Origin of the sequence: Pseudoalteromonas sp. S554, from assembly GCF_005930865.1 — a bacterium.
Taxonomy (GTDB): domain Bacteria; phylum Pseudomonadota; class Gammaproteobacteria; order Enterobacterales; family Alteromonadaceae; genus Pseudoalteromonas; species Pseudoalteromonas marina.
Window position 1 is genome coordinate 95,694 of record NZ_PNDV01000064.1, and the last position, 14,084, is coordinate 109,777.

General features: G+C 40.7%; 11 protein-coding genes and 1 other RNA gene. 3 read left to right on the plus strand and 9 right to left on the minus strand.

The window, feature by feature from the left end; genetic code table 11:
• Positions 1-3 precede the first annotated feature (3 nt).
• Both priB and rpsF read right to left on the minus strand, forming a co-directional pair.
• On the minus strand, positions 4-321 hold the full coding sequence (priB, locus tag CWB65_RS14235; protein ID WP_006793722.1) for a primosomal replication protein N: 318 nt from the start codon (positions 319-321) through the stop codon (positions 4-6).
• A gap of 44 nt (positions 322-365) precedes the next feature.
• Positions 366-707, minus strand: coding sequence for a 30S ribosomal protein S6 (rpsF, locus tag CWB65_RS14240; RefSeq protein WP_006793724.1), 342 nt, complete (start codon positions 705-707; stop codon positions 366-368).
• Positions 708-1,072: 365 nt separating this feature from the next.
• Between rpsF and CWB65_RS14250 the strand changes: the two genes are divergently transcribed.
• Both CWB65_RS14250 and CWB65_RS14255 read left to right on the plus strand, forming a co-directional pair.
• Complete coding sequence (locus CWB65_RS14250; protein ID WP_138740818.1) at positions 1,073-2,272, plus strand: alpha/beta hydrolase-fold protein; 1,200 nt, start codon at positions 1,073-1,075, stop codon at positions 2,270-2,272.
• A 129-nt stretch (positions 2,273-2,401) separates the two neighbouring features.
• On the plus strand, positions 2,402-3,061 hold the full coding sequence (locus CWB65_RS14255) for a hypothetical protein (protein WP_138740819.1): 660 nt from the start codon (positions 2,402-2,404) through the stop codon (positions 3,059-3,061).
• A 107-nt stretch (positions 3,062-3,168) separates the two neighbouring features.
• Here CWB65_RS14255 and CWB65_RS14260 read toward each other — a convergent pair whose 3' ends face one another.
• The 4 genes from CWB65_RS14260 to CWB65_RS14275 are packed head-to-tail and all read right to left on the minus strand — an operon-like array spanning position 3,169 to position 7,454.
• Entirely contained in the window at positions 3,169-4,335 is a 1,167-nt protein-coding gene (locus CWB65_RS14260) for an FAD-dependent monooxygenase (protein ID WP_138740820.1), read from the minus strand.
• The gene (gene ubiH, locus CWB65_RS14265; protein WP_138740821.1) at positions 4,332-5,519 is read right to left on the minus strand and encodes a 2-octaprenyl-6-methoxyphenyl hydroxylase; all 1,188 of its coding nucleotides are present in this window, start codon (positions 5,517-5,519) and stop codon (positions 4,332-4,334) included. The genes CWB65_RS14260 and ubiH overlap by 4 nt, the downstream gene beginning before the upstream one ends.
• Positions 5,520-5,534: 15 nt before the next feature.
• The gene (pepP, locus tag CWB65_RS14270) at positions 5,535-6,857 is read right to left on the minus strand and encodes a Xaa-Pro aminopeptidase (protein ID WP_138740822.1); all 1,323 of its coding nucleotides are present in this window, start codon (positions 6,855-6,857) and stop codon (positions 5,535-5,537) included.
• Positions 6,858-6,890: 33 nt separating this feature from the next.
• Positions 6,891-7,454 (minus strand): UPF0149 family protein, encoded by a 564-nt coding sequence (locus CWB65_RS14275; protein WP_008131954.1) that lies wholly within the window; start codon positions 7,452-7,454, stop codon positions 6,891-6,893.
• 193 nt (positions 7,455-7,647) lie between these two features.
• Between CWB65_RS14275 and ssrS the strand changes: the two genes are divergently transcribed.
• A non-coding RNA gene (ssrS, locus tag CWB65_RS14280) (6S RNA) lies at positions 7,648-7,830 on the plus strand.
• 159 nt (positions 7,831-7,989) lie between these two features.
• On the opposite strand, the gene CWB65_RS14285 is transcribed toward ssrS, so the two are convergent.
• Genes CWB65_RS14285 through CWB65_RS14295 form a run of 3 tightly spaced genes read right to left on the minus strand, consistent with a single transcriptional unit; the run spans position 7,990 to position 13,770 of the window.
• Positions 7,990-11,073, minus strand: a complete 3,084-nt coding sequence (locus tag CWB65_RS14285) for an efflux RND transporter permease subunit (protein ID WP_138740823.1) — start codon at positions 11,071-11,073, stop codon at positions 7,990-7,992.
• Positions 11,070-12,365: an efflux RND transporter periplasmic adaptor subunit gene (locus CWB65_RS14290; protein WP_138740824.1), complete on the minus strand. Its 1,296-nt coding sequence runs from the start codon at positions 12,363-12,365 to the stop codon at positions 11,070-11,072. The genes CWB65_RS14285 and CWB65_RS14290 overlap by 4 nt, the downstream gene beginning before the upstream one ends.
• Positions 12,355-13,770, minus strand: a complete 1,416-nt coding sequence (locus CWB65_RS14295) for an efflux transporter outer membrane subunit (protein ID WP_138740825.1) — start codon at positions 13,768-13,770, stop codon at positions 12,355-12,357. Before CWB65_RS14295 ends, CWB65_RS14290 begins: the two co-directional genes overlap by 11 nt.
• Positions 13,771-14,084: the final 314 nt, after the last annotated feature.

Genomic DNA, 14,084 nt, shown 5'->3' on the forward strand with positions numbered 1-14,084 from the left:
TCCTCAAATAATTCTTTCTATATGCTGAGCATGCAAAACCAATTGGCTAAGGCCGTTACGACCTTCGTGGCGATTTAAAAAACCACTCACTTGCAATGCCTGCCCAACGTGCAAATGTTGAGTCTGTTGTTGCATTTGCTTTCCACTGGCAACAACCTGAAGCTTTACATAACTATTACGGTTAAGGTCTGCTTCGGTTTGCATCGATTTATGTTCTAAAACAAAAATGCAATGCGGGATGCCAGCAGGGCTTTGGCTTAACTTGGGTGTTTTACAAACTACCCCAGATAAAACCAGCTGATTCATAAAAGGGCTAACCATTTATATTTACCGCCAGTTAAACGCCATGCTTGGACTCAAAACAATTAAGCAGCTGGTGCTTCTTTCTTCTCTTCTCTTGCAAGAGGAGACGCTTCAGTTACTGCAGATTTAGTGCGGATAACTAAGTTACGAAGCACTGCATCGTTGTAGCGGAAAGTAGTTTCTAGCTCGCTGATTACTTCAGTAGGTGCTTCAACGTTCATAAGAACATAATGAGCTTTATGAAGCTTGTTAATTGGGTAAGCCAATTGACGACGGCCCCAATCTTCAAGACGGTGGATTGAACCACCAGCTTCAGTGATAGAACCAGTATAACGTTCGATCATACCAGCAACTTGCTCACTCTGATCTGGGTGAACCATGAATACGATTTCGTAATGACGCATGGATATTCCTTACGGTTAATAGAGCCTTCTACCGTTTCGGCCGGTCGGTTTAAGGCAAGGAATTAATAGTTTAAAAGCCGAAATGAGCGCGCATTTTACGCTTAGTAGGATAATTAAGCAAGCAGGTTTTTTAAGCTTTAATAGATAAGTGTTAAAGCTATCAGGGTGGCGTTACTCGATACCCCTTTATCAATAAGTAAATTGAAAGTAAGTGCCTTCGTTTTTTGGAAGTCGCTGAGCTTGCTCGCACAAAAAATCAAAGCTTTTAATTAATAAAGCCCTGTATGTGCTCCTAAAATATAAACGTTTACTCAAGCCTAAAGCCGTGCAATTATTAAGCAACACATTATTAAATAAGGATATTTATGAAGCTTTTATTATCGCTTGCCTTGATACTTACTTTTAGCACCTCTTTTTTTAGCTATTCAAACACCGCTACAACCGACATAACCGTTGGTAAAAAAGTTATTCTACAATCAAAAATACTTAACGAAGATAGGCCAATCAGCATCTTCATACCTGACACTGTAAAAGACGACCAGCCGCTTTATGTTATTTATTTACTTGATGGTGTTGAGCACTTTCATACGGCGTCTGGCGTTATAAAGTCCCTTGTTGATTACGAGCAAATACCTAATGCCATGCTTGTTGCTATTGATACAACTAACCGTATTCGTGACTACTTACCCAAAGTAGAAGGCGAGCCTAAAACGGAGTTTCAAACCTTTGTTAAAAATAAATGGCCTGACGCTGGGCAAACCGACAACTTTTTAAAGTTTGTGTCTGATGAACTCATGCCATACATAAACAATAATTACTCAACTAACGGCTACAACACTTTAATTGGTCACTCTAACGCTGGTACATTAGCGCTTTATACTTTAGTTAATCAGCCTGAATTGTTTGACAACTACATAGCTATTAGCCCAAATAGTTGGTGGAGTGACGAAGAGTTAAAAAATAATATTATTAAATACACTAAAAACCCTAAAGGTGCTCAAGAGTTATTTATTAGTGTAGCGAGTGAAGGCGCACGTTTTTATACAGGCGCATTAAATACGTTAGTAAATATAGAACAACAAATGCCCACACAGCTAAAGTGGGAATATAAGCATTACCCTACTTTTAGTCATATGGGCACCATACTGCCAGCAATTAGCGATAGCCTGATTCACTTGTTTAGCGACCTAATATTTAAAGTAACAAACGAGCATGGAAAATTTGCTGATGTATCGCTTATTACCGGTTACTACCAAGCTCTGAGCGATAAGTACGGATTTGAGCTTAAAATTCCACAAGATGTGTACGTAGAATTTGCCCACCGCCAGCAAAAGTTTGGTAATACTAAAAAAGCGATAACGACGCTTAAACACTTTACTCGCGGTTACCCAAATGCTGCTTACTCCCACATGCGATTATCGCAAGGCTACACGGCTGACAAACAATTTAAGGAGGCTGTTACTAGTATGAAACACGCATTAGAACTTGCTAAACAAAACTCGCGCGACCCACTGTTAATTGATGCACTGCAAGATATGGTGAAGGAAACACAAAATAATTTGTAACTGATTTAACGCAAAGCGCTTTTTAGCTAACGAGATGCTTAAAAGGTTTTACCTGCGCAAATTAATTAGAGACCATAGTTAAAGATAAAAATGCAAATATGGAGCGCTTAAAGTGAGGAATAATAATCAATGACTAAATTTGACTTCCCCGTGGGTTTTACTTTTTCTGCTTTGGTGTGCGTATGCTTTTCAGCTGGTTTTATAGTTGGCTCAAGCTCAATAGGGTCTGCAATTAGCGCAATAGTTATATCAATGCTCTCAAGCTATATATTTTTCTTTTTAACAATTACTTTAAAGGAACGCTCTGAGAAGAAAAAAGTTAAGGATATTAGCAACCCACTAATTACCCAGATCGTAGATACTTTAAAGAGTGGGATTCATAATTCAATCTTATTGCCAAATAAATCTACTCGATCAATACCTAATAGTAAAACTTTAACCGAGGAACAACTTTATAATTACTTAACAGATAGTGTTCTAAATGCTCCTATTGGCGGTCCTAGAACCTACTACCCTAGAAACAAAATTTCGGCTGAAATAGAAACCAACAGTGATGCGCTAATATTAAATACAACTTCTCCAATCAAAATTATGCTAGGAGATCTTAAGCCTTACCTCTACTTGTTAGATATAAACCTAGTAAAACTAATTTATGAAATTGAATATTCAAATTACATGAGATTTTGCGGAGACAACTTGGAACACTGTGGAAGGTTTACTTTTGATAAGGAATACTTTGTTGAGTTCTTTATACTTGTGAAAAAACTAGAAAGCTCAATTAGAATATAAACAAAAACCGATGTTTAAATTAAACATCGGTTTTTCTTTTCTAAAAGCTGACAGCTAAAAACTAACCACTTTACCTGTTGGGTTTCGCTTCGCTCAACCCAACCTACTTATTTACCTATCGCTTCTTTGGCGAATAGGTGTTTTATTGGGCCTAGGTTATCAACGAGTGACAGCCCAACTCCGCGTATTAGCTTTTTAACTGGGTTAGCACCTTCAAATAACTCTTTAAGCCCTTGCATCAAGGCTATGTGCTTTTGCGCGTCGAGCTTGCGTGTACGCTCGTAATCACGAAGTGTGCGGGTGCTTGCAAATTCTTTACTCTCACTTGTAAGTAGCTCAATTAAATACGCGGCGTCTTTTAGGCCTAGGTTCATACCCAGCCCTGCCAATGGATGAATAGTGTGCGCTGCATCGCCCATTAATACTACTTTGCCACTTACCCATTGCTGGGCGTAACGCATTTTAAGTGGAAATGCCGCGCGTTTACTTTGCACTTCACACAGGCCGCATTGGCCATCTATGGCAGCCATTACAGCTTTATTAAAAGTAGTGTCGTCCATTGCTAGTAATTCATCGCAATGGTGGGGGCTGGTAGACCACACTATTGAATGAGTATTGTCATCGCTTAGTGGTAAAAATGCTAATGGCCCCGTTGGTAAAAACACTTGTCGCGCAGTATTTGCGTGTGGCTCTGTTGTTTTTACTGTAGCAACCAATGCATGGTGATCGTAATCTTTAAAGGTCAGCGCCATATTAAATTGTTTACGAATAGCTGAATTTGCGCCATCAGCCGCCACCAGCAGCTTAGCAATAATAGGCTCGCCGCTTTTAAGGGTTATAAATACGTCTGATTCACTTTGATGTATTTGCTGGTATTCGGTATCAAACATTAGCGTAGCATTGCTTTGCTGCTCTAACTGTTTAATAAGTGCAAAGCGAATAATATCGTTTTCAACTATATGACCTAAATGGTCGAGCTCAAGTTGTTTGTTATTAAAGGTTATTTTACCAAAGCTGTCGGCATCGCGAACATCCATATGGGTATATGCACATGCACGCTGAGCAATAATTTCAGGCCAAATGTTTAATTGCTCTAATAATGTTTGGCTTGCAATACTAAGTGCGCTTACGCGTAAGCCGTATTCATCAGTTGGAGGGGCTTGTGTTGATGCTGCATCGAGTACCACAACACTAATATTAGCCTTAGCAAGCCCAAGGGCTAACGTTAGCCCCACGCAACCACCACCAACAATACACACCTGTGTTTGCTTCATAAACGTGAACCTTGTTTAACTTGCCCCATTAATTGTTTTGCTAACGGAGCTTTTAATGCGGGGAATAAATCCATTGAAAACAAGCCAATGCTTCGCCCAAGCGCTAATACTCGAGATGAATTTGAAAATAACCTTACTAAGGCATCTGTTAAGGTCATCACTGTTTTTATATCTTGGCTGCGCAACTGGCCATACTCGCGTGTAAACGCATAGCTCCCTAACTCATTAGGGCTATTGGCAATTAAATCACTCAGTACTTGTACATCACGCAAGCCTAAATTAAAGCCTTGACCTGCAATGGGATGAATAGCATGAGCAGCATTACCAATAACCACCGTTCGATGAGCTATTAACGATTCGGCTTGTCCATATACCAGCGGGTAGCTTGCGCGCATACCCACTTTAACAAATTGCCCTGCGCGGTAACCAAAGGCTGATTGTAATGCACTTAAAAACTCGATTTCATTTAAGTCCATGTATGAATTAATTTGCTCTTTTTCCATACACCACACCAATGAATAGCGGTTATTGCTCATCGGTAATAGTGCCATAGGGCCATGCTGAGTAAAACGTTCAAAGGCATGGTTATTATGCCCTTCGGCTACTTCTATATTGGCAATAATAGCGCCTTGCTCATAAGGCTGAGTATTAAAATTAAGGCCCAGCAATTGGCGTGTAGGAGATTGCGCGCCATCGGCTACAATAATTAGCTTGGCATTAAGTTGTTCGCCACTTTGCAAAGTCAGTGCGTTGCTATGTAACGTTTGTTTTATTTCGATTACGCTATCAGGGCAAAATATGCTAATGCTTGATTGCACTAACCGCTGATGAAGCGCGCGCCCAAATGGATTAACTTCAACTACATACCCTAAAGAAGGTTTTGCAAATTCAGTGCTTTGAATATGGGTTTTACCAAAATGACCTCTATCAGACACGCTCACTTTTTTAATAGCAGAGGTGTAAGGGGCATTTTGATCAAATAAATTAAGTGTTTGTAAATACTCTACTGATTGCTGAGCAAGCGCAATACTTCTGTCGTCAAAGCTTGGATGGTATTCATCGGTTACTTGGCTTGCTTCTACCACAGCAATGTTTATTGAGGGGTTTATTTTAGCAATACTAAGTGCGCAACTTGCGCCAACTAAACCACCACCAATTACTACAACATCAAACTGCTTAGCCATTGTGCTCTCCACCCGTTATGCGCTTGTAGTTTGTTGCATAAGTGCTTGAATATCGCTAATGCTTTTAGGCACGCTTAAAGTAAGGTTTTCATGGCCTGACTCGGTAACGAGTAAATTATCTTCTATACGAATACCAATACCTTTGTACTTTTGTGGCGCGTTTGAGTCTTCGCTTATATAAAGTCCTGGCTCTATGGTTAAAACCATACCAGGCTCAAATGCTCGCTCAACGTTATTTATTTTATAATCACCGACATCATGCACGTCTAACCCCAGCCAATGCCCAAGGCCGTGCATGTAATATTCTTTACAGGCTTGTTGCGCCATTAGTTCAGTAAAGTCGCCAGTTAAAATACCTAAATCAAGTAAGCCTTGCGTTAATACTTCCATTGCTAATTTATTAGCATGCGACATAAACCCGCCGGGTTTAATTTCTTCAAAGGCAGCCAGTTGTGCGTTAAGAACAATATTATAAAGCGCGGCTTGTTCTTCACTAAACTGGCCATTTACCGGAAATGTACGCGTTATATCGGCTGCGTAGCCTTGTAGCTCACAACCTGAATCAATAAGTACTAGATCGCCATTTTTAAGCACATCGCTATTTTGCGTGTAATGCAGAATATTAGCGTTATCGCCGCTACCTACAATTGTGCCGTAAGCCGGATGAGGTGCGCCGTTCATTGCATAATGATGATGAAGCTCTGCTTCTAATTGAAACTCAGTTGCTCCTGCATGTGAAAAGCGCATAGCTCGCATGTGGCCACGGGCGCTAATTTCACAGCCTTCGCGCATTACCTCTATTTCACTCGGCGATTTAAACAAACGCATTTCATGGATAAGGCCGCGAATTTCTTTTAACGTACTCGGTGCTTTAAGGCCTTTGCGAGCCCCGCCACGAAGTGTACCTAAAAGCGTAAACACTTTACTATCAAATGAATCATAAGCGCCTTGTGCAAAATAAATCGCATTTTTACCATTTAGTAGCTCAAGCAGTTGCTCTTCTAAATCACTTAATGGGTAAGCCTCGTCAAATAAGTAGTCGCTTTTGGCTTTATCAAAACCAACACGTCGGCCATGCCAAATTTCGGCTAATTTGTCTTTATCAAGGCAAAATAAGGTGCTGGGTGTATCGCTGTTGTTACAAAGCACCAATACAGCATCGGGTTCGTTAAAACCAGTTAAATAAAAAAAGTCGCTGTCTTGTCTAAAAGCATAGTCAGTATCGCGGCTTCGCGTTACTTCGCTAGCAGCCGGAACAAGCGCAATGCTGTTATCGTCCATTTGTGCAAGTAAGCGTTCTCTACGTGCTTTAAACTCTGACTTTTTTATTTCAACCATTATTAGCTAACCCGTTGTACTTTTTAATTAAGTTTAATGAAGCGTTTTTTTATCACTTTGGCTGCTTTGCTCTTTACCAAGCTCGGCAAAACAAAGTAGTGCCGATACACGTACATATTCAATAACTTCGTGAAGTGCGTTAGCATCTTCTTCGGTTTCTTCGAAAGTGGTATCTAGGCGTGTTATTTCGCTAAAGTCGCTAATTACTTCTTTCACGTCAGCCGACAGCTTACCGTAATCTTTTTGCTTTAAACCAAAACCAAGCATAAATCCCGATACCCATGATACGAGCCCATTAGCCTGATCGATGAGTGTTTCGTCATCACTTGGTAAAAATAAATCAAACTGAAACTCTTCATCATTAAAGCTTGCAACAACTTGCTTATAAATAGTGCCAAAGAATGCTTTTAAACCATTACCGAACGATTCACCATCGTTGAATACATCGCTTAAAAGGCCTAGGTACTCCTTGTCGTCAATACTTAGTCCACATGCTAATAAACCACTAATAACACCATGCGCTTCGGCAGGAGAAACAAATATTTCGTTTTTTTCTAAAAGTAGTTGAGCTTTTTCGTAATCTGGTAAATCGTTCATAATCAAGCCTTCGCTTTGCTAGTTAAAGCAATGCTACCACTCGATAAAAAGCAACTCCAATTAATTGTATGATCACGCTCAAAAACTACGCAATAAAGTAAACAGCGAGTTAAAGGTGTGGGAAAACTAAGCGAACGACTTAATTTTTTACGTTTTGGGTTTAAGGATTGGCATATGTCTTATATACTTAATTTGTTCCCTGGGATACTGGAGCTGGGTTAAGTCCCTGAGCCGATAAATTTTATACCAGGGTTTCTGTTCGTTTACTATTGTGCAAGCTTGGCATGTACCGAGAAGCCTACGGTAAACCGCAGATTCCCGCCCTGAAACCTTCTGGTTTCAGGACTGAAACCGAGTACCGTATCTTGGGGAACACCATCATCTACTCGCGTTTTAACACGCACACTCAAACCTCTTTATACATCTACTTTTATCTATTTAACGCCTTAAATAATTTTCAATTTTGCATAGCTAAAAACAAAAAAGCTGCAGGCAATTGAATACCTACAGCTTTTGTATCAACACGTTTTGTGTATTATTTAAACCAGCCTTGAAATCGTTCCATCAACATATAATTGACTGGTACTAGCAATAAAGTAATAAAGGTCGCAAAAATTATCCCAAACCCTAAACTAACGGCCATAGGTATTAAAAACTGCGCTTGTGTGGCTTTTTCAAACAGCAGCGGCATTAAACCTATAAAAGTGGTTAAACTGGTGAGCATAACTGGGCGAAAGCGCGATGCACCAGCAAGTTTAACGGCCTCTATTAAATCGCCACCTTCGCTGCGTTTTTTATTAATAAAGTCAACCAGCACAAGCGAATCGTTCACTACGACACCTATTAACGCAAGCATACCTAGTAGGCTCATAATGGTTAAATCCATCCCCATTATCCAGTGCCCGACTACTGCGCCAATCATGCCAAATGGAATAACACTCATAACAATAATTGGTTGCATGTATGACTTAAACGGAATAGCCAATAACGCATAAATTATAAAAAATACAAACACTAACGCCCAAGCCAGTGAGCCAAACGACTCTCTTTGCTCTTTAGCTTCACCTTCAAGTTTATAATCAACCCCCGGGTATTGCTGCATTAGCTCGTCTAAGTATTGTGCGAGGTCGGCTTGAAGCACCGTCATGTTGGTGTTGTTTTTTTCTATATCAGCCGTCACGTTTAGTGTGCGGTAACGATCAATACGGTTTATAGTCGATGGGCTTTGCCCTGCCGTAAGCGTTGCCACATGCGACAATGGTACAGAACCGCCATCGGGGGTGTTTATTAGTATATTTTGTAAATCAGCTATCGAGCGGCGCTCATCAATAGGTAAACGCACCATTACACGCACGTCGTCTCGTCCGCGTTGGATACGTTGAACTTGCGAACCAAAAAACGAATTTCGCACTTGGCCTGCCACATTTACACGATTTAAACCAAGCGCTAAACCTTGTTGTGTAAGCTCTATACGTAACTCTTCTTTACCATCAGACATACTATCGGCAATATCAAACACTGTTGGGTAAGTTGCTAAACGGTTTTTAATATTATCAGCCACATCTTGCAGTATTGTTAGCGAGGTGCCACTTAATTGAACGTCTATTGGGTCTGAACTTCGACCAATTTCAGCTCTAAATGTTAAGCTTTCAGCGCCAGGGATCACACCTATTAAATCGCGCCACTCACTTGCAAGCTCGCGTGAGCCTATGTCTGATTCACGCTTTTCTGCAGGTGTAATTTCAAAGCGTACCGCCCCAGAGTTGGATACACCACCGCGCCCGCCTGTAGTGGCGAGTATATTTAAAATAACGCTTTCGCCTGTATCAGGGTCGCGATATTTATCTTGTAATTGCTGGGCCTTTTCAGACATATCAATCACGTATTTATTGGTTACTTCAAACGGTGTACCCGTTGGCAGTGTTAGGTTAACCCGTACGGTTTCGCTCGGAATTCGTGGGAAAAAGATAAACTTAGTCCAACCGCTTGTGATCATGGTTAAAATTATAAAAAATACCCCAACAAATAAACTTACCGTTGCTAATTTATGGCGTAAAGCAGTATTTAAGATAGGTTGATAATATTTTAAAATTGCACTTTCAAAGCCATCTGCAAAGCGTTGTTGAATTGCTTCAAGCTTCGATGGTTCACCTTTTTGGTGGCGTAATTTTATGTATTTTAAATGTGCTGGCAACACAAATTTAGACTCAATTAGCGAGAACAATAACACCGGAATGACGACTACCGGAATTTGCGCAAATAAGGCGCCGCGTGCCCCTTCAATAAATGCTAAAGGTAAAAAGGCAGCAACCGTAGTCAGCACACCAAAGGTAACGGGAGTAGCCACTTCTTGAGTACCCAATATAGCAGCCTGCTCACCCGATTTTGCCGTTTTTAAATGGGTATACACGTTTTCGCCGGTTACTATGGCGTCATCTACTACAATACCGAGCACTAAAATAAAGCCAAATAAGCTCATTATATTTAGCGTTACACCAAAAATTGGCATCGCGATAAATGCGCCCATAAACGATACTGGAATACCAATAAATACCCAAAATGCAATTGCTGGGCGCAAAAATAGCGTGAGCAGTGCCAGAACTAAAATACCACCTTGTAGAGCATTACTGGTTAAGGTTGCTATACGGCTTTTAACTAACTCTGAATCGTCATCCCAATAGCTTAGTTTAAAACCTTGTGGTAGCGTGGCCTGCTGTTCTTCAATATAGTTTTTAACATCGTCTGCCACGGTTATCGCGCTTTGCGGGCCAATTCGGTAAACGTCTATAAACGCTGCTTGCTTACCATTAAAACGGGTACGCACTGGCGTTTCTTCAAAGTCGTCTTTTATTGTAGCAATATCACCTAGGCGAATAATTGTTCCGTCGGCTTGGTTTTTTACTACTATGCTAGCAAATTCGTCTTTGCGGTAAGCCTGCCCTTTTGAGCTGATCAGTACATCGCCACCTTCTGTTTTTAAGTTACCGGCAGAAATATCAGAACTTGAATTAGCAATCGCACTCGATATTTGCGCAAGGGTTAGGTTATATTGGCGAAGTGTGTCTTGGCTAACTTCAATGGCTAACTCATAATCTCGTACACCACTTAGCTCTACCTGCGTTACATTAGGCAAACGCAGTATTTGATCTCGCACTGTTTCTGCGTATTCACGCGTTTCTTTTTCGCCGTAATCACTTGATACAGTAACAGCTATTACTTCTCTTTTGCGCTCAGCCAGCGCAACAATTGGTTTTTCGGCATCGCCAGGAAACGTATTAATCGCATCCACTCGGCTTTTAATATCAGCCAACAGTTCACGAGGATCGTAACCACTTTCAACCTCAATGGTTACAGAGCCTGAGCCCTCTGACGAGCGGCTAAATATTTGTTTAATACCCTCTAGGTCTTGTACCGCTTCTTCTATACGAATTGTTACGCCCTGCTCTACATCTTCAGGGGTTGCACCACGCAGGCTAACACCTACGCTTATCATGTCTGTTTCGAAAGACGGAAACACCTCAAGTGGTATTTTACTCGATAAACTAAATAGCCCCGACAACAACAAAGTTACTAACAATAGATTGGCAGCAACATGGTTTTTGGTAAACCAAGCAATCATGCTTTATCTCCTTGATTGGCTGCGCGACGTTTTTTTATTAACTCTTCAACACTGATACCAAGCTCTTTTGCTTTTTGCTCAAGTTGCTCTCGCGACGGGCGCATACCTTTAGGTTTTTTTTCCTTTGGCTCTTCACCTAAAATACTCACTTTAGTGCCCGAACTCACTTGACCAAGTGGCGTGATAACCAACTTGTCGTTTGCTTTTAATCCTGTTTTGATCATTGCTTGGTTTGCGTTTTGCCATGCAAAAGTAACGTCTTTACGTTTTAGTGCATCACCCTCAACTACGTAAACATAGGTGCCTTGATAAATTGTACTGTTGGGAATGATCAACGCATTTTGTACCGTTTTGCCTGCAATTTGTGCCTTAATGTATTGCCCTATTTTAATTGGGTATTGGTTACTCTCGGTTGATTTATATGGGTCGTCTATTTTTGCCACCACGTAAAGTTGTTGCGCGTTTTCGTCAATTGCGCCTTCAGTGCGTGCAAGTTGGCCTTGCCATGTTTGTTCGCCCACTAAATCAGAGCTAAATTTGACTAACGAACCGGCTTGGTTTTTAGCACCATCACGGTATTGCTCTGGCAGGTTTACAAACGAAAGGTCTTTATTTTTTATTGGTAAACGAATTTCTACGCTATCAATAGCGTAAATAGTGGCAAGTTGGGTATTGTTACTCACTACTTGGCCTAAATCGACACTGCGACTTAGTATGCGCCCAGCATAGGGTGCAGTCACTTTTGTACGCTCTAAATCAAGCTCTGCTTTTTCAAGAGTAGCTTGTGCTGATAACACTTGTGCCTGTGCCGCTGCCAATTGTGGCTCACGTAGTACCAAGCTGCTGGCTTGGCTTGAACCACCAAGGCGCTTCCAATCAGTCAGTGCTTGTTGCCCGCGGGCTTTTTCTTCCAGAAAGCTTTGTTCTGCTGTGAGTAAGTTAGCTTGTGCAGATTTAACCTCTGCCTGATGATCTCTATCATCAAGCTTTAGTAACACGTCGCCTTTTTCAAAAAAACCACCTTCTCTAAACTCATCACTCACGTCGATGATTTGCCCTGATGCTTGAGCAACAAGTAAGCTTTGTGTGCGAGGCTTTACTGTACCGTAGCTGTCTATCATTACTTGGTAACTTTGAGGCACAACCTCTAATACCGACACGCTAATAGCTGCTTTTGGTGCTGAGCCAAAACGCCTCGCTTCTGGCGGGTTACTTTTGATAAAAAACACAATTAAAAGAGCGGTAACAACAACCGCGGCTGGAATAATAATTTTAGCTGTTTTAGTTTTCATCGTTGTTACTCTTTAGGTCGCTTGATGGTTTTTCAAAATCACCACCAAGGGCAACATGTAGGTTGATTCTATTTGCAATTAATTGATTCTTAATTTGTATTAATGAACTTTGCGCATCGAATGAGCGATCTTGTGCATCCAATACTGTGGTGTAAGTGACTAAGCCACTTTGATATTGCTCAAATGATAACTGCTCGGCAGCAAGTGCATTTTTTTGCGCTTCAAGTGTGCTTGTATATTGAGCCTTTAAAGATTGCTGCTGCGAAATCGCGTTTTCTACATCGCCAAATGCATCGTACAGAGTTTGCAGATATTGCTGTTCTTGCTTTTGTGTATTTAGGCGTGCAATTTCTTCATTGGCTTGTAAACGTCCCCCCTCAAAAATAGGTGCCGAAATACTTCCTAGCAAAGACCATGCAAGGCTTGAAGGAGAAAATAAATCACTCACTCTGTCTGTGCTATCACTTAAGCTTGCAGTTAAATTTAAACTAGGAAAGCGCTGTTTATGTGCGTAAGCCAATGACGCATCGGTCGCCAATAGTTCGTACCAACTAGCAAGTAATGCAGGCTTTCGGGTAATAAGTTCAGATGGAATTCCCAGTGGAATTTCTGTGTTAATAACCGGTAAGTCATTACTTGCAGAAATTGCTCCTTTTGGGTACTCACCTAATAAACGCTCCAGTAGTCTTGCAGCACTGGATAGGCTGGCTGTTTGAGTAGCTATGCGTGAACGTTCGTTATTTAGCTCATTGCGGGCTAAATAAACATCGAGCGATTCGTTTATACCTTGGCGGTAACCCGATTCAATTATATCGAGATTTTGCTTAGCATTTTCTTCACGGCGTTTATATAAATCGAGTAGCTGCTGTGCAGACACAACATCAAACCATCCTTGAACAACATCCGAAACAAGCTGCTGTTTAGCCTGTTCAAAACGCGCTTTTTGAGCTAAATATGAAAGGTTAGCTTCACGTTTTGAATCTGACAGTTTGCCCCATAAGTCAACTTCATAATTTAAGTTTAAGCTTACGGAGCTAGCATTATTATAACTAACAGGCCGATTATCTTTACTTCGACTAGTACGCGTAGATAAATCTAAGCTAGGCCAAAGGTCTGCCCCGGACGCAATAAGTTGCTGCTTAGTAATGGCAACATCGTAGCTGGTTTGTAATAGTTGCTGATTGTTTTTAAGCGCTTGGTTAACATATTTTTTCAGCAATGGCGTGTTTAGTTGCGTTAACCATTCATCATCCACTTGCAAAACTGAACTTGCTGCTTGTTGTTGCCACTGCTTAGGAACATTACTGGGTGCTTGTTGGCGCTCCTGTGGATTTATATTACTCGCACAGCCACTGAGCAGAATCACACTAAGTGCCAATAAAGTTGGCTTACATTGCCAAATCATAATTTAACCTAAATTACTGCTATTTATGAATGTAATTCAAGCACCTTGACTAATTTTGCTCAACTTACTTTACATAACATTACATAGATAGCGATGAGTGAACTAATAAGTGGGTTATACGGCAGGTATAGTTAAATGATCAGCAACTTTGTAAATATAAACACTATCAGATCACAACATTATTTATGTAGATTAAAATTAATTTATCAGGAAAAAATAAAGTGTTGTAAACGAGGTAGTGCAGCCTAACCAAATCGAACGGGTAACTTGTACAGACTACTGATTCAGTGTTTTGATAATAGAAATAAGTTGAT

Bases quoted from the DNA above. Each gene is read 5' to 3' on its own strand.
- priB (WP_006793722.1), bottom strand. From the start codon at position 321: ATGGTTAGCCCTTTTATGAATCAGCTGGTTTTATCTGGGGTAGTTTGT.
- rpsF (WP_006793724.1), bottom strand. From the start codon at position 707: ATGCGTCATTACGAAATCGTATTCATGGTTCACCCAGATCAGAGTGAG.
- CWB65_RS14250 (WP_138740818.1), top strand. From the start codon at position 1,073: ATGAAGCTTTTATTATCGCTTGCCTTGATACTTACTTTTAGCACCTCT.
- CWB65_RS14255 (WP_138740819.1), top strand. From the start codon at position 2,402: ATGACTAAATTTGACTTCCCCGTGGGTTTTACTTTTTCTGCTTTGGTG.
- CWB65_RS14260 (WP_138740820.1), bottom strand. From the start codon at position 4,335: ATGAAGCAAACACAGGTGTGTATTGTTGGTGGTGGTTGCGTGGGGCTA.
- ubiH (WP_138740821.1), bottom strand. From the start codon at position 5,519: ATGGCTAAGCAGTTTGATGTTGTAGTAATTGGTGGTGGTTTAGTTGGC.
- pepP (WP_138740822.1), bottom strand. From the start codon at position 6,857: ATGGTTGAAATAAAAAAGTCAGAGTTTAAAGCACGTAGAGAACGCTTA.
- CWB65_RS14275 (WP_008131954.1), bottom strand. From the start codon at position 7,454: ATGAACGATTTACCAGATTACGAAAAAGCTCAACTACTTTTAGAAAAA.
- CWB65_RS14285 (WP_138740823.1), bottom strand. From the start codon at position 11,073: ATGATTGCTTGGTTTACCAAAAACCATGTTGCTGCCAATCTATTGTTA.
- CWB65_RS14290 (WP_138740824.1), bottom strand. From the start codon at position 12,365: ATGAAAACTAAAACAGCTAAAATTATTATTCCAGCCGCGGTTGTTGTT.
- CWB65_RS14295 (WP_138740825.1), bottom strand. From the start codon at position 13,770: ATGATTTGGCAATGTAAGCCAACTTTATTGGCACTTAGTGTGATTCTG.